Annotated in this window: 13 protein-coding genes; 10 read left to right on the top strand and 3 right to left on the bottom strand. The window is 57.0% G+C overall.

Annotation, left to right across the window (positions count from 1 at the left end; all coding sequences use genetic code 11):
• Positions 1-128 precede the first annotated feature (128 nt).
• From crcB to DESPR_RS08665, 3 genes are read left to right on the top strand one after another with little or no spacing between them, the layout of a single operon-like run.
• Positions 129-512 carry a fluoride efflux transporter CrcB gene (gene crcB, locus DESPR_RS08675; RefSeq protein WP_015724429.1) on the top strand — a complete coding sequence of 128 codons (384 nt, stop codon included), beginning with the start codon at positions 129-131 and terminating at the stop codon, positions 510-512.
• 20 nt (positions 513-532) lie between these two features.
• The gene (locus DESPR_RS08670; RefSeq protein ID WP_015724428.1) at positions 533-850 is read left to right on the top strand and encodes a DUF190 domain-containing protein; all 318 of its coding nucleotides are present in this window, start codon (positions 533-535) and stop codon (positions 848-850) included.
• 27 nt (positions 851-877) lie between these two features.
• Positions 878-1,732: a helix-turn-helix transcriptional regulator gene (locus DESPR_RS08665; protein WP_015724427.1), complete on the top strand. Its 855-nt coding sequence runs from the start codon at positions 878-880 to the stop codon at positions 1,730-1,732.
• Between the two features lie 4 nt (positions 1,733-1,736).
• On the opposite strand, the gene DESPR_RS17255 is transcribed toward DESPR_RS08665, so the two are convergent.
• The 3 genes from DESPR_RS17255 to DESPR_RS08650 form a co-directional block, all read right to left on the bottom strand.
• Positions 1,737-4,580: a PAS domain S-box protein gene (locus tag DESPR_RS17255; protein ID WP_015724426.1), complete on the bottom strand. Its 2,844-nt coding sequence runs from the start codon at positions 4,578-4,580 to the stop codon at positions 1,737-1,739.
• A gap of 448 nt (positions 4,581-5,028) precedes the next feature.
• Complete coding sequence (locus DESPR_RS08655; RefSeq protein ID WP_015724425.1) at positions 5,029-5,940, bottom strand: radical SAM protein; 912 nt, start codon at positions 5,938-5,940, stop codon at positions 5,029-5,031.
• Positions 5,941-5,974: 34 nt separating this feature from the next.
• Entirely contained in the window at positions 5,975-8,527 is a 2,553-nt protein-coding gene (locus tag DESPR_RS08650) for a DUF6600 domain-containing protein (RefSeq protein WP_015724424.1), read from the bottom strand.
• Positions 8,528-8,815: 288 nt separating this feature from the next.
• Here DESPR_RS08650 and DESPR_RS08645 point away from each other — a divergent pair, with 288 nt between their 5' ends.
• The 7 genes from DESPR_RS08645 (at position 8,816) to DESPR_RS18480 (ending at position 17,166) form a co-directional block, all read left to right on the top strand.
• Positions 8,816-10,930 (top strand): GAF domain-containing sensor histidine kinase, encoded by a 2,115-nt coding sequence (locus DESPR_RS08645; protein ID WP_015724423.1) that lies wholly within the window; start codon positions 8,816-8,818, stop codon positions 10,928-10,930.
• Complete coding sequence (locus tag DESPR_RS08640) at positions 10,909-12,282, top strand: sigma-54-dependent transcriptional regulator (RefSeq protein ID WP_015724422.1); 1,374 nt, start codon at positions 10,909-10,911, stop codon at positions 12,280-12,282. Before DESPR_RS08645 ends, DESPR_RS08640 begins: the two co-directional genes overlap by 22 nt.
• A gap of 407 nt (positions 12,283-12,689) precedes the next feature.
• Positions 12,690-13,772, top strand: a complete 1,083-nt coding sequence (locus DESPR_RS08635) for a phospholipase A2 family protein (protein ID WP_015724421.1) — start codon at positions 12,690-12,692, stop codon at positions 13,770-13,772.
• A gap of 662 nt (positions 13,773-14,434) precedes the next feature.
• Positions 14,435-14,824 carry a DUF2628 domain-containing protein gene (locus DESPR_RS08630; protein WP_015724420.1) on the top strand — a complete coding sequence of 130 codons (390 nt, stop codon included), beginning with the start codon at positions 14,435-14,437 and terminating at the stop codon, positions 14,822-14,824.
• 241 nt (positions 14,825-15,065) lie between these two features.
• The gene (gene pyrF / locus DESPR_RS17880; protein ID WP_081458078.1) at positions 15,066-15,887 is read left to right on the top strand and encodes an orotidine-5'-phosphate decarboxylase; all 822 of its coding nucleotides are present in this window, start codon (positions 15,066-15,068) and stop codon (positions 15,885-15,887) included.
• A 173-nt stretch (positions 15,888-16,060) separates the two neighbouring features.
• Positions 16,061-16,621, top strand: a complete 561-nt coding sequence (locus DESPR_RS08625) for a hypothetical protein (RefSeq protein WP_043769890.1) — start codon at positions 16,061-16,063, stop codon at positions 16,619-16,621.
• 77 nt (positions 16,622-16,698) lie between these two features.
• Positions 16,699-17,166: a hypothetical protein gene (locus DESPR_RS18480; protein WP_169701573.1), complete on the top strand. Its 468-nt coding sequence runs from the start codon at positions 16,699-16,701 to the stop codon at positions 17,164-17,166.
• The last annotated feature ends 62 nt before the right edge of the window (positions 17,167-17,228 follow it).

Here is a 17,228-nt window from a genome sequence, read left to right as displayed (position 1 = left end):
CCGCGGAAGCGATCCAGTCAAGACAGCTGGAAACCCTGCGGCAAGCAATGGCTCGGATGGTGATTGGAAGCGGAATCCTCTTCTGTCTTGTTTTTTTGTCAGAGCCGTTCAACCTTAGCAGACACACCATGTTCAACTCAATTCTTGCCATCAGTCTCGGGGCTTCGGCCGGCGCGGTGCTGCGCTGGTTGCTGGGCCGTTGGCTGAACGCTCTTTTTCCGTTGATTCCGCCCGGAACCCTGGCCGCCAATCTGCTTGGCGGCTACCTCATCGGCGTGGCCCTGGCGGTTTTTTCCTCTCTGCCCCACCTGTCCCCGGAATGGCGACTGCTTATCATCACCGGTTTCCTGGGCGGTCTCACCACCTTCTCCACCTTTTCGGCGGAAGTGAGCACCCTGTTGCAAGAAGGGCGTGTCGCGTGGGCTATGGCCGCCATCTCGATCCATGTGCTCGGCTCGCTCGCCATGACCCTGCTCGGCCTGGCAACGGTGGTGCTGGTGAAACGACTGTAACCAAACCTAACGAGGTATCTATGCATGGCTATCAACTGACATTTTTCACCCAACAGGACCGCAGCCACAAAGGCCTGCCCGTGGCGAAATGGCTGGTTGAACAGGCGAGGGACATCGGCATCGGTGGGGCGACCCTGATTCCCGCAGCCGAGGGATACGGCCATGATCGGCGGTTGCGGTCCGTCCATTTCTTCGAACTCGCCGACCAGCCCTTGCAGGTGACCATGGCGGTCAGCGAGATGGAAGCCGAACGGTTGTTCGCCCGGATCAAGGAGGAAGGGGTGAACGTGTTTTTCGTCAAGACGCCCATCGAGTTCGGCATGACCGGCGAACTTTAAAGGGCACACCAAGGAGAGCACAGGGCCATGGCAGGAGAAGAGATGTATCGGGTGATCGTCGATTCGCTGTCCGCCCATGTGGCGGTGCTGGATGAAAATGGCGTCATCGTCGAGACCAATCGGGCCTGGCGGCAGTTTGCCCGGCACAACGGCATGCGCGACCCGGTGGACTGCGTCGGTCTCAACTACCTCATGACCTGCGACACCGGCAGCGGCGACGAGGGCGACGGCCGGCTGATCGGCAGGGCCATCCGCCAGGTGATCGCCGGCGAGATCGAGGAGTTTCTCACCCAGTATCCCTGCCATTCGCCCACCGAGAAACGGTGGTTCAGCCTGCGGGTCGTGCCCTACCGCGACCACCATGCCAAGCGAGTGATCGTTACCCACGAGAACATCACTCCGATCATGCTCGCCCAGGAAAAACTGCGGCAGCAGGAAAAGGAACTGCAGCACAAGACCGAAAAGCTGGAGGAGACCAACATCGCCCTCAAGGTGCTGCTGGAACATCGCGACCGTGACCGCGAACAGCTGGAGGAACGGATCGTGGCCAATATCCGCGAACTGGCCCTGCCCTATCTGGAAAAACTGGGCGACACCTCCCTGTCTCCACGGCAGCGCACCCTGGTGGACATCGCCGTCAACCATCTGGGGGATATTGTCTCCTCCTTTCTCAACCGGCTCTCCACCGTCAATCTGCTCCTCACCCCCCAGGAGATCGAGGTGGCGACCATGGTCCGCCAGGGTAAGAGCAGTCAGGAAATAGCCGATGTCCTCGGGGTGTCCGTGGCCACGGTCAGTTTTCACCGCAAGAAACTGCGACGCAAGTTGGGGCTGAGCAAAAACGGCGTCAACCTGCGCACCTACCTGCTGAGCCTCCAGTAAATGCTCAACCTTCGCGCTGGTTCAGGACCCGGCGCACCGCCTGGGCCAGGGTGGCCAGGGAGACCGGTTTGACGAGAAAGGCGCGAATGCCCTCGGCCTTGGCCCCGGCCTCGTTGATGGCCTCGGTATAGCCGGTGCAGATGATGATCGGCTGGTCCGGCCGCAGGGCGAGCATGGCCCGGGCGATGGCCACGCCGGTGAACCGGGGCATGGTCATGTCGGTGATCACCAGGTCGAACAGCGTTGGATCCCTGGTGTAGGCCTCGAAGGCCTTGGAGCTGTCGGTGAACACCTCGGTGCTGTACCCCAGCGTGTTGAGCATCCGGGCCATGGCCATGGCCACGGCCGGTTCATCGTCAACGATCAGGATCGTCTCCTCGCCGCGAGGCAACTCCTCCAGCTCTTCGGCGGTTTCTTCCGCTGTCTGCTGCTGAAAGACGGGAAGGTACACGGAAAACGTGGTGCCCTGCTCCGGTTTGCTGTCCACGGTCACCGCTCCTTTGTGGGCCTTGACAATGCCCAGGACCACCGCCAGCCCCAGGCCAGTACCCTCCCCTTCCTTCTTGGTGGTGAAAAAAGGATCGAAAATCTTGTCCACGATCTCCGGTGGAATGCCGGTGCCGCTATCCTTGACGCTGAGCCGCAGATAGGGGCCGCTGGGCAGATCCTGCAATTCCCGCCGCCGTTTCTGGTGGAGGTCCGTCTGTTCCAGTTCGATCAGCAGTTCGCCGCTCCCCTTCATCGCGTGCAGGGCATTGGTGCACAGATTCATCAGCACCTGGTGAATCTGTGAAGGATCAGCCAGCACCAGGGCGTCGAGCACCGCGATCCGAGAGGTGATGGCAATGGTCGAGGGAAACGAGGACCGCAGCATCTTGACCACTTCCTTGACGATCAGGTGCGGTTTCAAGGGTTGAAAATGCTCTTCGGACTGGTGACAGAAGGAAAGGATCTGCTTGACGAGGTCGCGCGCCCGCAGCCCGGCTTTCTGGATCTGGAGCACGTCGCGCTTGACCCGCGAGGAGCTGCTGCCCAGTTCGTCCAGGGCCATGGTGGCGTAACCGAGGATCACCGACAGGATATTGTTGAAATCGTGGGCCACGCCACCGGCCAACAGACCGATGGCCTCCATTTTCTGCATCTGGCGCAGTTTGAGTTCCGATTCCTTGCGGTCGGTGTTGTCAAAGGCGACCTGCATGCGCACGATCTTGCCGCCCAGCCAGCGAACCGCGCGGTCATAATGGACATACCAGCGGCCGGTGACCGGATTGAAGCGTTCCCATTGACGCACCGGTCCCGGCTCGCCCCGTTCGTCGAGCAGTTGGTTGTTGGTGCAGAAGCCGCACGGCCGTTCCTGATTCTGAAAGACCCGGTAACAGAGTTGGCCCAGGGCATGGTCGCCAAACAGGTCCTTCATCTTGCGGTTGACGAACAGCACCTCGTGGGTCTCCATGTCGGCGACAAAGATCTGGGCCTCGATGCTGTCGAGGATGGTCAACAGCTGCCGGTGTGAGTCGGCGATTCGTTCGGCCGCGTTTTTTTGTTCGGTGATGTCGGTAACAAACCCCTCGATCAGAGGGGTGTCGGCACTGCGGCCGGTGACGCCCGACCCCCGTTCCAGGACAATCCGCTCCCGGCCGTCGGCCAGGCACAGCCGATACTCGACTTCGTGAAAACGGTTTTCCGCCAGGGCCTGCCGCGCCGCCGCCACCACCCTTGCCCGGTCGTGCGGATGGATCAGGGCGGCGAGCGACCCCATGGCCGGCGACATCAGTTCCCTGGCTGAATAGCCGGTGAGCTCCAGGCAGCCGTCGCTGACAAAATGGAAGGTGCGCTGCTCGTTGTCCTCGACGCTGAAGGCCATGCCGGGCAGGTTGCTGATCAGCGAGTTGAGCTTGCGCCGGGATTCCCGCCGCTCTTCCTCCACCCGTTTGCGCTCCACCAGATCCCAGGAAAGATCGGCGAAATGCTGCACCAGCGCCGCGTCTTCCTCGGTGTAGTCCCGTTCCTTGTTGCCGACCCCGAGAATGGCGACAATGGTCCCGTCGCGCACGATCGGGGTGACCAATTCGCGCACGACCGTGGCATGCCCCTCGGGCATCCCCTTTCTTTGGGGCAGCGAGGCATAGTCGTTGTGCACGACCGTGGTCCGCTGGCGGAGGGCGTCCAACCACACCCCGGCCTTATCGAAGGCATAGGTGGCGCCGCTCTTGCCGCCGATCCGGCAGAAGCGCTCCTGGGTGGCCGAGGACCACATCTGCAGGGACAGCGTTCCTTGCGCCTCGTCGACAAAGTGATAGAACCCGATCGGGCTGCCGGTATGTTCACCAATCTTGTCCAGGGTCTGGCGCAGCAGTTCGGCCATGGTCCAGCGATGGCTGTTTTCCAGCAGCCACAGGCGGAACCGCCTGCCGTGGCGGGTGCGCATCTGGTCGGTGATGTCGTTGAAGGTGACGATTACCTGATAGGGGGTGACGCCGTATTCCTTGAATTGGGGGGTCACATTGGCAACGAGCCACAGGTCCCGTCCCGATTGCGGATTAAAGGTGGTGAACAGGGCACCGGTTTCCGCCTGGCCGGTGGCGAAACAGCGGGCGATCGAATCGGTCTGCGGATTGAGACGCAAGCCATGTTCGTCGACCAGGGTCAACAGGGCCGCCTTGGCGTACCGTTGCCGGACTTCGGCCAGGGAGCGTCCCAGGATGTGATGGGCCGCCGAATTCATGCGCTCGATTTCCCGAGGACCGCTGAAATAGATCACCCCTTCCTGCATGGATTCAAACAGGGCCCGGTACTGTTCTTCCGATTGGCGCAAGCAATCGCTCTGCTGCTGGTCTGGCGTGTGCATGGATGCTCTTCCTCCCCTGATCGGCCGGTTCGATCCGCCACCGGTGGTCGACCGATGCCGTGACAATGGCCACGTGGTGGCCCGCTGGGGCTTCCGACAAGGGAAAGGAAAACGGGACTACAGAGGGATGATGGTTGCCGGAATGCCCAAACGCCTTGGGGGCCAACGGTTTTCAGCGTTCGTCCGCTGGCCGCCGGAACAATCGGATGGTTCCGCAGGCTCGACACCCTGCCTGCGCGGGCCGTACCCTGGGCCATCCTGATCAGCAAACGAACAATACATTACCAGTAACCAACGGTTCTGTATATCTTTTTTGTCAATCAAGCGGCAAGGTCCCCTGTTGCCGCCCTTTGCGCCGGGCGTGTTGGCCTTGTCAGCCAATCCTCTCCACCCCTGTGCGAACGTGGCCCGAGGCGCGTCGCAGCGAACTGGACGCGCCCACGTTCCGTCATTCGCCAAAGGGCGAGTCCAGGGAGAAATCCGGATTGTAATAATCGGCGCTGGAAAATTCCTGCACCCAGCCGTGGGCAAAGCCGAGCCGTTCCATCTCGGCCACCACTCGGGCGTATTCCTCGGGCAGGAGTTGCCGGTTGAGCGGTTCCAGACCGGCCACGGCCTCGATGGGCTGATATTGGGACATCAGGGAAAGGGTCAGGCGGGGGGAAAGCTCTTCGGCCAGGAAGCGGAGCACGCCAAGACTGTTGGCCACCGCGCCGGGCAACACCAGGTGGCGGACGATCAGGCCGCGCTCGGCCAGGCCGTCGTCGTCAAGATGGAGCAGGTTGCCCTTCTGACGGTACATCTCGGCCAGGGCCGCGGCCGCCACCCGGGGGTAATCGGCCGCGCCCGACCACCTGCCGGCCAGGAGTGGATCGCTGTATTTGCAGTCGGGCAAGTAGACATCGATCCACTCCTCGAGCTGGCGCAGGGTTTCCACCCGGTCGTAGCCGTTGGAGTTGTAGACGATCACCGGGGCAAAGCCCCGTTGCCGTACCTCGGCGATGATCGCGAGCATCTGCGCCACCATGTGCGACGGCGAGACGAATCCCAGCCGGTCGACGCCGGAGGCGAGGATGGCGGTGATCCTGTCGACCACGGTTGTCAGCGACCAGTTTGCGCCCTTGAGCGGGGCCTCGTTGCGTGAGATCTGCACGTTCTGGCAAAAACGGCAGCGTAGGTTGCAGTGGCCGAAAAAGACATTGCAGATGCCTCGCGTGCCGCTGATTGCCGGCTCCTCGCCCCGGTGCAGGGTGATCGAAGCAATGGCGTAGCCGTCGTCAGTCCGGCAGAAACCGCTGGAGGCGGCCCTGCGGTCAACGCCGCACTGCCGGGGACAAATGCGGCAGGTGTCCAATCTCATGGCCGGGACGACTGCCCCCGGCGGACGTGCGCCGTCACTGCGGCCACCCCCGCTGCTGTTGCAGTTTGAGCAGTTCTTCGGGTGATGGATTTTTCTTTTTGGGCGCGGTCTGTTGCTCCTGGCGAACCTTCTGCTGTTCCTCCTGCTGCTGGCGCCGCAATGCCTCCTGGCGTTGCTGTTCCCGCTGCTGTCTTTGTTGCAGCTCCTGTTGCCGTTGGCGATTTTCCATCTCCTGGCGCTGCTGCAGTTCCTGTTGCTGGCGGCGCTGCAAGGCCTGCTGCCGTTGCTCCCTCTCGGCCTGTTCCTGCCGTTGTTTGATTTCCAACTGTCGCTGGCGCTGCGCCTCCTGCTCCCGGCGACGCTGGTCTTCCAGCTGTTGCTGTCGTTGCAGCTGCCGCTGGTTGTTAAACTCCTCTTCCCGCTGCCGGCGTTGCAGTTCCTGTTGCTGCCGCTCTTCCTGCTGGCGCTGTCGCAGCGTTTCCTGCGGCTCTTTTTGTCGCCGCTCTGGCGCGCCTTGCTCCGGCCGTGACCGCACCTCCTCCGGTTGTCGCTGCCGCAATATATCCTGCTGTTTTCCTTGCTGTTCTTCTTGCCGCTGTCGCAATGTTTCCTGCGGCTCTTTCTGTCGCTGCCCCTGTCGTTCTTGCGGCTGTTGCAGCTGCCAATCGCGTTGAAACTGCTGCCGTCGTTCTGACGCATCTTGTTCCGGCCGTGGCTGCAACTCCTTCGGGTGTTGTTGCCGTTCCGGCACCTTGGGTTGTCGGTTGACCCGCTCCTGCTGTTCGGTTTCCCGCGGCGAACGCAGGGTTTGGTTTTCTCCACGCGGCAAGCGATCGCGGTCCCGATCCGGCGGGCCTTGATCGCGCAGATCGCGGTTGCTCTCGTCGCGTACGGGCGGGATGATGGTTTTTTGTTCGCGTTGTTCTCCGTTTTCCCCTGGCAGACGCGGCCGTTCGCCCCGCTCCCGTTCCCGGGGGACAAAACCCGGTCGGTTGGTTTCAGGGGCAAGCCGCCTCTCCCGCTCCTTGGCTTTGATCTCTTTGCGCGGCAGGGACGTCTTGTCCAGGGGGGCGCGTACCTTGTCGGCCTCCACCAGCTTGGGTGTCAGCATCGGGGCTGCAACCGCCGGGGCGGCCAGGGACGGTTTCGTGCCGATTCTCGCCCGTTGCAGCTCCTTTTCGATCCGCGCCCGGTCAAACCGGCCGCTTTCCTTGATCCGTTTCTGGTTGGCATCGATCCGCCGGGCAACCGTGTTGTGAGGCTTGCGGGCGACCTCCCGGTCGATGACGGAAAAGCGCTGTTTATCCCCTTTCGCAGGACTGATGGCCGCAACGGGTTTATATTGCTTGACAATGTCGCTCTTGCGCACATCCCGCCGCGCATGCTCGCCATACCGTTTTCCCTGGTGAAAATGATCCCGATGGACCACCACCGCCTCGTCGAGATAGCGGTAGCGATGGATGTCGATCTTGGGTCGTCTGGAACGGTGGATGAGTTTGGTGTGATGCCCCCAGGGGCGATGGCCGTAATAGTGCTCGTGCGGGGCCAGCGGCACCCAGCCGATATGATCGCGGCTGTGAAACCAGCCGACCCGGCCCGGATACCAGCCAAACAGAAGGACGAGGGACGGCGTCTGGGGATATCTCCGAACCACCGGCGGCATCCAATACCAGGAGCTGAAGGAATCGACATAGACCCAGGAGCCGTAGTGGTGGGTCACGTAGCCAAAGGGTTCATCCGGGATCCAGCAGTTGTCGCCGTAGTAGCTGATCCAGCGGCCGGCGGTGAAGGGCCGCCAGCTCGGCTCGACCACGGTGGGCCGCCACATGTCGCGGTAGGCGCCCTCGTAGTAGACCCGTTCCCAGCGGCCGTTGTCGTCCAGTACATAACTCTCGTCGCGGATGGGCTCGGGGAGTAAGTCGGCGGAGGCGCTGCGAGACCGCTGCCGGTCTGCCCACAGATTCTCGCGCTGGCCGTTCCAGTCGTCCCAGTCGCCATCGACGGTGCCTCTGCCCGGGGCTGTGGCGCGCTTGTCGGCAATGAGCGAATCGCCACCCTCCCGGATCGGGTATCTGGTGCCGGTGCCGTCATGGACAAAATCGACCTCGCCGCGTACCGCGATCACCTCCAGGGACTCGTCGCCGACATAGAGGTCCACCGCCGATCCGCTTGGGGCGACCACATAGCCAAAGGGCGTGGTCAGCTTGGCGACGGCGTTACCGCTCTTGTTGTACAGCCGGGCCAATCCCGAGGCCACATCGACGGTGGTGGCTTCCGGATTGAGGTCGATCAGCTGCACCTGGGTGTTTTCGCCGATGCGCATCCAGGTGCCGTTGGGCAGGATGAACTCGGCCCTGGCGTCATCCCCGGAGTAAAGAGCGTCTTCCAGGCCGAAGGGGGCATCCTGGACCGTTTGCACCCAGTCCTTCTCTTCCTCGACATAGCGGAGCAATTGACCGTCGACGTGGGCAATCCGGCCGACGAGAATGCCGTATTGATCGCTGGCCGCCCAGGATGGCACCGTGAACAGGAACAGCGCGAACAGAAGGAACAGGGGAAGGACAAAATGTCGTCTATTGGACCGCATGGTCGTCTCCTTGCATTGACGGGTTGCTTCGGCCGGGTGGAATCGCTCCGCCCGGCTGTTGTGTAGTGTAAAGATTCGCGAAGCGGATTGCAACCTCCCCCCTGGGATATTCTCTGGCCGTGGATGCGGTAGCCGGCACGATTCAGCGGTTGTGCGAACCGCGTTTTTGCCGTACATGGGAAGCGGGCGCATTGGAGGATGCGGCACGCCCCAACCTGATTTCGTCGTCGCCGCTGGCACACGGAGGAACACTCCCTCTGTCTGCCGCGCGACCAACCCAGAGATCCCATGCCGAACAAACAACCACGGCCCGCACGCGGCCCATCGCCATCCGACGGCAAGACCAAGGACAACCTGCTGTCGTCGATTCACAAAATCAGCCGGCTGCTGACCCGCCCCATGTCCCTGGACACGATCCTCACCTCGATCGTCAAGGAAACCTCGCAGGTGTTCGGGCTCACCCGCATGGCCATCTTTCTGCTCGACAAGGACCGCGGCCTGCTCGAATGCAAGTATATCCACGGGTTCAACGCCCAGGATTCGAAGCGGGCCTTTCGCCTGCCCTATCGCCTGACGGACCAGGACTGCGTCGAGACCCGGGTGGTCCGGTTCGGCACGACCATCTATGTCAAGGACTATGGCGCCGACCCGAGGATGACCGAGATCGATCTGATTGTCAGCCGGATCATGGGCCGGGTGTCGACCATCGCCGTACCGCTGAAGATCAAGCGCGATGTGATCGGCCTGATCACCGCCGACAAGGATGCGGTCAAGCTGAAGCTGACCCGCAAGGATATCAACACGTTTTCCACCTTTGCCAACCAGGCGAGCATCATCATCGAAAACGCCCGGTTGCAGGAGCAGAATCAGAAAAAGATCAAACAGTTGCTCACATTGCAGGAAATCAGCCAGAAAACCAGCTCCGCCTTTCCTCAGAGCAAGCTGTTCCATGTGATCACCGCCAGCGCCCTCAAGTTGACCCGGGCAGGCCGCGCCGTTCTCCTGCTGCTCGACGACGAGGGAAGGGAATGGAGCGTCGTCTCCGAGGACGGTCATGCCCCCATGGAACGAACCCCCCTGCCCTCTGGCCCGCAAACGGCGCTGGCCGACCGGGTGGCGGCAACCGGCCTGCCTCTGCCCGACGAAACGCTGTCCGTGCTGGCCGTGCCCCTGCTCAGCGAAAAGCGGGTTTTGGGCGTGCTGGAGGTGACCGGCAGACAACGACAATCCTTTTCCGAGGACGACCTCAAGCTGCTGATGATCTATGCTGGCCACAGCGCCAGCCTGATCCGCAATGTGCGGTTGTACGGGCAGGTGATGACCGAACGCAACTTTCGGGAGAACATTCTGGAAAGCTCGCCCAACAGCATGATCTCGGTCAATCTGAAAAAGGAGATATCCTCGGTCAACCGCCGCACCGAGGAGATGTTCGTTCTTGGCAGGGAAAACATCGTGGGCCGCCGGGCCGCCGAGGTGTTTGGCGAGGAAATCGCCCGCATCGTCGACCTGGCCCTCGATGATCGGGCGGTGGTCAACCGCAAGGAGATCCGGCGCAACCACCAGGGCAGCGACGCCATCCTCGGCGTCACCTCCTCGCTGCTGCGCAACCACCAGGGCAGCCTGATCGGGGCGATGCTCATCGTCCGCGACCTGACCGAGGAGAAGAAAACCGAGGAACTGATCCGCCGCCTCGACCGGCTGACCTCGCTGGGGCAGTTGTCCGCCGGCATTGCCCACGAAATCAGAAATCCGCTGGCGAGCATCTATTTCAATGTCCAACTGCTGGCCAAGAAACTGCCCGCCGCCGATCCGACCCTCGCCCTGATCAACGATACCCAAAAAGGGATCAACCGTATCCGCGCCCTGGTCAAGGGCATGCTCGATTTTGCCAAGCCGTCCCTGCCGTCCCTGAAAAGCGGCTCGCTGGAACGGGTGCTGCGGGAATCGATCGGCCTGATGGACTCGCAGCTGAAAAAGCAACGGATCGAGGTTGCGCTCCAGGTGGAGAAGGATCTGCCGCCGGTGGTGTTTGATGCCCATCAGATCCAGCAGGTGGTGGTCAACCTGCTGCTCAACGCCATGGAAGCCATGCCCGGCGGCGGCCGGGTCGACCTTGTCGCCCGGGACGAGCGCGGCACGGATCGGCCTGGCGGCCAGGTGGTCCTCCTGTGCACCGACCATGGACCAGGCATTCCTCCGGAAAACCTGGGCAAGATCTTCAATCCCTTTTTCACCACCAAGGCCGACGGCACCGGTCTGGGCCTGTCCATTGTCCACAAGATCCTCGAACAGCACCAGGCCACGGTGGATGTGATCAGCCGAGAGGGCAGCGGCACCACCTTCATGATCCAATTCCCGGCCCGTCGGCCCGGAGGAGCGCCATGTATCGATACACCATCCTGATTGTCGACGACGACCGGCTGTTGCAAAACGCCCTGAAAAACATCCTCGACGAACACTACACCCCGGTGATCGCCGGCAGCGGCGAGGAGGCCCTGCGCATCCTCAAGAAGACTCCGGTGGACCTGGTGCTGCTCGATATCCGCTTGCCCGGCATGGACGGCATCGAAACCCTGCAGCGCATCAAGGCCATGGCCAAGGAACTGGTGGTGATCATGATGACCGCCTTTGAGGACGTGGCCACGGTGATCACCTCGATGAAGCTCGGGGCCCACGACTACCTGGTCAAGCCGCTGGAAATGGAGATGCTCGAACTGGTGCTGGCCAAGGCCCTGGACACGGTCCGCCTGAAAAAGGAGGTCGAGGAACTGCGTCAGGGGTATCTGCGCCAATTCAACATCGAGCAGATCGTCGGCGAAAGCGAGGAAATCAAACAGGTGTTCGCCTTTGCCGAGAAGGTGGCCAAGGGTCACGACACCACCGTGCTGATCGAGGGCGAAAGCGGGGTGGGCAAGGAGGTCATCGCCCGCATGATCCATCACCGCTCCAACCGGTTCGCCAAACCCTTTGTCGGCATCAACTGCGGTGCCATCAGCCGGGAACTGCTGGAAAGCGAGCTGTTCGGCTACGGCAAGGGCGCCTTCACCGGCGGCCTGCAAGAAGGCAAGAAGGGCAAGATCGAAATGGCCGACAACGGCACCCTGCTGCTCGACGAGATCGGCGAACTGCAGCCCGCCGCCCAGGTGAAACTGCTGCGCTTTCTGGAGGAACGGGAATTCTACCCCGTGGGTTCCACCCAGAAAAAGAAGGTGGATGTGCGCATCATCGCCGCCACCAACCGCAGCCTGGAAGAACAGGTCCGGGCCGGCGCCTTTCGCGAGGACCTGTTCTACCGCCTCAACGTGGCCCGGGTGACCGTGCCGCCGCTGGCCCAGCGACAGGCGGACATCATCCCCTTGGCCGTGGTATTCATGCACAAATTCAACCAGAAATTCGGCAAGAATTTCCGCCGGATCTCCCTCCAGGCAAGAAACATGCTGGTCGAATACCCGTGGCGGGGCAATATCCGGGAGCTGAAAAACGCGGTGGAACGGGTGGTGCTGATGGAGGAGGGCGAGACCATCGAAGCCGATCACCTTGCCTTTCTCGGTATCACCCTGCATGCGCCGCTGCCGCGCAAGGCAACACGTATCCGCATCCCGCCGGAAGGGATCAACCTGGACCAAATGATTCGCGACCTTATCGTCCAGGCACTGGAAATGAGCGGCGGCAACCGGACCCGCGCCGCCAAGCTGCTCGGCATTTCCCGGCCGACCCTGATCTACCGCATCGAGAAACACCGGATCGAAGTGTAGCCGCCCCAGAAGGCTATCGATGGCTCACCATTGCCTGCGGTTTTTGGGGCCAGGGCATTGGTGGGAGGTCGGAATCTGCAAGCTCTCCCAAAAACAGACTCTTACCGTTTCGTGCAAAAACTGATTGGCATGATGAGTTGATGCGTTATGCTGTTCTGCGCCGGTTGAGGCTGGGGTGCAACATGGCAGAAGAAAGCGTGTAATGGAGAAAGGCCGCAGAGACAAGGTGGCGATTGACGCGGAATATTGCAAAAAAAATGCGATACATTCATCTCGTTGGTGGGCAACCGATACTGCTGTTTGCCCACCCTGCCTGGCTCTGCTGCCGAATATGCCGTCGAACGGCTAGGCGTTAAAGGTCAAGGTTTCTCCTATAAATTCTAACTGTTCCACAAGAAGGTGAATCGATGAAGAATCTGTTGAGGAAAAACATTATCCAAATAAGTTGCGCAGCAGGCGTGCTTCTCCTGTTCCAGCCTATTGAGACGCCGGCGATATCACAAAGTGGCTTTTGGGGAAACCTTGCCTGGGATACTGCTTTAGGAGAAGGCGATACCAGGTTTCGTTACGGCAATTGGTATGGCCCTGGGTGGTGGGGTGGAAGTGAACTCGACGACCGGGTTGGAACGTTGCCGCCGGTGGATGCTCTTGACGCTGTCGCGCAGAAACATGATTTTGGCTATGAAGTCGCTGAAAAACTCGGCAAGCACGATCCTCGACTGGAGGCGCATTATAAAGCGATTGCCGACGCAATTGCCGTTCGTGATACCCTGCAATTGCCGAAGGATCCGCGAGAATGGAATCCACCGGCCAAGGACCCGGCCCTCGCCCGGAAGTATGTAGAGCGAATAGCCCTAGGGTTCCCGAATTATCAACAACGGCTCAATGAGCTCAAATCGGTTATTCCTTTTGCTCCAGATATTACCAACCCAGACGTACTCAACGCCATACTCGATCAAAAACCTGGAGCAAATAATATCGTCAGCGAAAAGACATTCGAAAGTCTCGTCAATGACAAGGTGAACAAGTGGAACGCTGATTATAATCGGCGAGAAAATCGCAAGGCAGTGAAAAAGGGCGATGCCATAGATCGTGCCACCAATTCCTCTGTTGGACGCAAAAATTTTCAGGAAACAGGCATGGTCTGCACCTGTGAGGACTGGAACAGAGACGGTCAATACGGTGTTGTCATCGGCAAGGAGATCATCTCGGCCAATTATGGTCCCTACCAGCAATGTATTGAATATGCCCGGGCTTTACCGGTGTGTAAAGCGTCCCAAAACGAGCAATCAAAGAAGCGCTCCGACACGGGAACAATGACAAAAGAGGAAGCCCCTGCCGAGAAACCGATGGTCTGCACCTGTGAGGACTGGAACAGAGACGGTCAATACGGCGTTGTCATCGGCAAGGAGATCATCTCGGCCAATTATGGTCCCTACGCTGACTGTATGGCGTATGCACGTGGCTTATCAGTCTGCACGGGAAAATGACGCTCTATCGTCTTTCTTATGCAGCGTTTGAATCTTGATTTTCCGTTTCTCAACAGATCCAAGGGAAGTAACCCCGTTATTGTGCTCGAAAATTGAGGGGAACACCACGGTTTTTAGGGTCAGCTCAAGATTTCTCCAGGTTGTGTTGATTGAAAGTATGTTAACTTTCGGCATCGCTCATTATTTTCAAATACTCCATGCAGGGAAGCTGATCGGCTCGACTCTTGAAGATATCAGGTTTCTGGTTATCCCTCAAAACTGCATGGTATCCAGTTAGCTGAAACCCAAAAACAGTGTCCCGTGATTAATTTCGGCGGGAGTTCTGAATGATATCCGGAAACCGGATAATAACTTGTTCATGGCGACTGCGTCGCCATGAATCGCGGTGCTGACTGCGTCGAGCACCTTGCCTGGCGCCTTGCGCCAGAACAAGGTACTCGACCGGACACCGCACACCGATCATTCAAACTTCGTTTGCCTGATCGGCGCACGGCGCCGGTCAGCACCGCGATTAGCGCTCACTCAGCCTGCGGTGGCAGATTTATCACAAAATAGCTTTTAGCAATTTTGGTGGTCAGGACAGAGAGAATCGACAAATGTAATTCCAGAAAGTTGCAACACGTTTGCATGAAAGCGTCTTGAAAACCAAAATGGAGGTATTTGTGAAGCATTTCAAAATCTATTCTCGCTCACAAGAAAAAAATAAGGCGATCAAGCAAGGCTTTTCTTATCCCGCCTTAATATTTACTCCTATTTGGGCAATAGTTAAGGGTATGTGGGTAGCTGGTACTATTATTTTATTTTTAACACTCGCTCGTTATACTTTCTTAATATTGTTTGCAAAGCATTATCCGTTCATTGATCAAATACTTGATTTACCATTGTTAATTATTTCTCTTGTATTTGGGTTTAAAGGTAATAAGTGGTGGGAATCAATTTTAACATCACGCGGGTTCGTTCTTGTCGACAGCATTGAAGCTATCAATCAAGAACAGGCAATTAACCAATATAATTATAAATTACACGAAAAATATGCGCTAACAAATCAATAAACCTGACCGGAACAGAGCTCGTTCTGAACGGTGGACAGTTCTCACGCCGGCAGGTTATTTCACCGTTCATGGCGACTGCGTCGCCATGAATCGCGGTGCTGACTGCGTCGAGCACCTTGCCTGGCGCCTTGCGCCAGAACAAGGTACTCGACCGGACACCGCACACCGATCATTCAAACTTCGTTTGCCTGATCGGCGCACGGCGCCGGTCAGCACCGCGATTATGCCCTATGAGGGAAAAATGAGCTTTATCGAAAAGTTAAAAAGGTCATGGAAAAAAGGCAACTCGCTCCTCTGTGTCGGCCTTGACCCCGATCTTTCTAGATTCCCAAAGCCCATAGATAAAAACATCGAATCTATTTTCTCATTCAATCGAGAAATTATTGATGCAACCCATGATTTGGTCTGTGCTTACAAACCACAGATCGCATACTTCTCAGCAGTTTCTGCTGAAAAACAACTAGAAAAAACTATTGATTACATAAGATCAAACTACCCGCATATTCCCGTCATACTCGATGCAAAACGAGGCGACATTGGAAGCACGGCGGAAATGTATACCAAGGAAGCCTTCTCAAGGTATAACGTTGACGCAGTCACGGTCAATCCGTACATGGGTTATGATTCTGCTGAACCATTCCTACAACATAAAGATCGCGGCATTATTCTCCTTTGCCGGACATCAAATAACGGTGCGGGCGATCTCCAAGACTTAATCGTAGATGGGGTGCCAATCTATGAGCATGTTGCCAGGCTGATTTCTGAAAAATGGAATTTCAACCGAAATTGTTTACTGGTTGTTGGAGCAACATGGCCATCCAAAATGTCAAGAATTCGAAGCATCGTAGGCGATATGCCATTTCTAGTTCCTGGTGTCGGCGCACAAGGCGGTAATGTCAAAGAAATGGTCACAGCAGGCCAAACAGCCAATGGTACAGGACTAATTATCAGTTCATCCCGAGCAATTTTGTACGCAAGCAATGGTATTGATTTTGCCGAAGCAGCCAGATCTGAAACAATAAAGTTAAAAAATACAGTTAACCAATTCAGAAATACAGCATAACATCCGCATTAACCGGACGCAGATAAAGTCTGGCGCCGGTTATGCGGGGCGTTCATGGCGACTGCGTCGCCATGAATCGCGGTGCTGACCGGACACCGCACACCGATCATTCAAACTTCGTTTGCCTGATCGGCGCACGGCGCCGGTCAGCACCGCGATTATCAGATGAAATCATGAAAAATGACACGATCTATAAAGTATGGTTAGCGGTTTTAATCATATTTCTTCTATCTCTTACGGTTTGGGCTATTTTTTATATAGAGAAACCTGAACACCGGATAACAATATTTGGAATAGTTGGTGCCATAGTAACAGCTCTAACCTCAGTCCTTTCTGTTAACCTCAATCACAACAAGGTTAAAGAACGAGAGATTGACCTTCTAATAATCAAAGAAAAGCAAAAGGTTTTTGAACATTTTTACAATGCTTACTTCGACATAATTAAAAGCACAAAAAAAGGAAATCAGCAAAAAATTCAGTCAAAGGTTGAAAACGAACTCATGGAGTTCAAGAGAGGTCTGATGAACTGGGGAAGTGAGGAGATAATACAAAGTTACCTGAATTTTGAAGAAAATATAGGGAAGCCTGATCAAAGTACATTTGAGATGTTGAGCAACGGAAACAAATTCATAAAAGATCTAAGAAAAGAAATGGGTTTCCATGATAGTAAAAGTCTAAATATTTTGAATATTATCCTCACAGCAGAAGCTAGAGAAGAACTGAAAAATAACTGATAATCACCGTCTTCACACGGACCCCGCAAACAGCGCGGGTTCGGTGAGGCGGAACGTTATGCATCAAAAATAAAATCATGGCTATGACAAATAGTGATTGGATATCATTAGCAGCATTCTTTATAGCGATTTTATCTGCAATTTACTCTAGAAATGCAACAAACGAAGCCAAGCGATCAAACAAACTCACCTTGCACTTTAAGATGGTAGAAATATATGAAGAAGTGTTGAACTTTTCTGACTGTTTTCGCGGCATATTTACTGTCCCATCTGCTCAAAGATTAGAAAATTTTCGTTTAAATGCAGTTAGAAGTTCCGAACTTTATTTTTCAGAGGAGATAGTCAAATCATTAAAAGATATTTACTCACATTGTTCGGAGCAGGAAACGTGGCTTTCAATTGCTGAGGGTAGAAACCCTACAAAAATAGAAGGTGTTGATTTGCCAAGTGATCTGGAGATCAGGTCAGAGTATAAGTACGTATTGAACATGATATATCCAACTCTTGACCTAATGAAAAAAGAAATTAATAAAAAAATGGCATAACCAAACGCTTCAGTTGACCGCAAAAGGCTGCGGCAACTGAGCTTACCGTTCATGGCGACTGC

This window comes from Desulfobulbus propionicus DSM 2032, assembly GCF_000186885.1.
Taxonomy (GTDB): Bacteria; Desulfobacterota; Desulfobulbia; order Desulfobulbales; family Desulfobulbaceae; genus Desulfobulbus; species Desulfobulbus propionicus.
This window is presented reverse-complemented; position numbering and strand designations above follow the sequence as displayed.

Bases quoted from the DNA above. Each gene is read 5' to 3' on its own strand.
- DESPR_RS08665 (WP_015724427.1), top strand. From the start codon at position 878: ATGGCAGGAGAAGAGATGTATCGGGTGATCGTCGATTCGCTGTCCGCC.
- DESPR_RS08655 (WP_015724425.1), bottom strand. From the start codon at position 5,940: ATGAGATTGGACACCTGCCGCATTTGTCCCCGGCAGTGCGGCGTTGAC.
- DESPR_RS08645 (WP_015724423.1), top strand. From the start codon at position 8,816: ATGCCGAACAAACAACCACGGCCCGCACGCGGCCCATCGCCATCCGAC.
- DESPR_RS18480 (WP_169701573.1), top strand. From the start codon at position 16,699: ATGGCTATGACAAATAGTGATTGGATATCATTAGCAGCATTCTTTATA.
- DESPR_RS08625 (WP_043769890.1), top strand. From the start codon at position 16,061: ATGAAAAATGACACGATCTATAAAGTATGGTTAGCGGTTTTAATCATA.
- DESPR_RS08670 (WP_015724428.1), top strand. From the start codon at position 533: ATGCATGGCTATCAACTGACATTTTTCACCCAACAGGACCGCAGCCAC.
- DESPR_RS08650 (WP_015724424.1), bottom strand. From the start codon at position 8,527: ATGCGGTCCAATAGACGACATTTTGTCCTTCCCCTGTTCCTTCTGTTC.
- DESPR_RS08640 (WP_015724422.1), top strand. From the start codon at position 10,909: ATGTATCGATACACCATCCTGATTGTCGACGACGACCGGCTGTTGCAA.
- pyrF (WP_081458078.1), top strand. From the start codon at position 15,066: ATGAGCTTTATCGAAAAGTTAAAAAGGTCATGGAAAAAAGGCAACTCG.
- DESPR_RS08635 (WP_015724421.1), top strand. From the start codon at position 12,690: ATGAAGAATCTGTTGAGGAAAAACATTATCCAAATAAGTTGCGCAGCA.
- crcB (WP_015724429.1), top strand. From the start codon at position 129: ATGTTCAACTCAATTCTTGCCATCAGTCTCGGGGCTTCGGCCGGCGCG.
- DESPR_RS17255 (WP_015724426.1), bottom strand. From the start codon at position 4,580: ATGCACACGCCAGACCAGCAGCAGAGCGATTGCTTGCGCCAATCGGAA.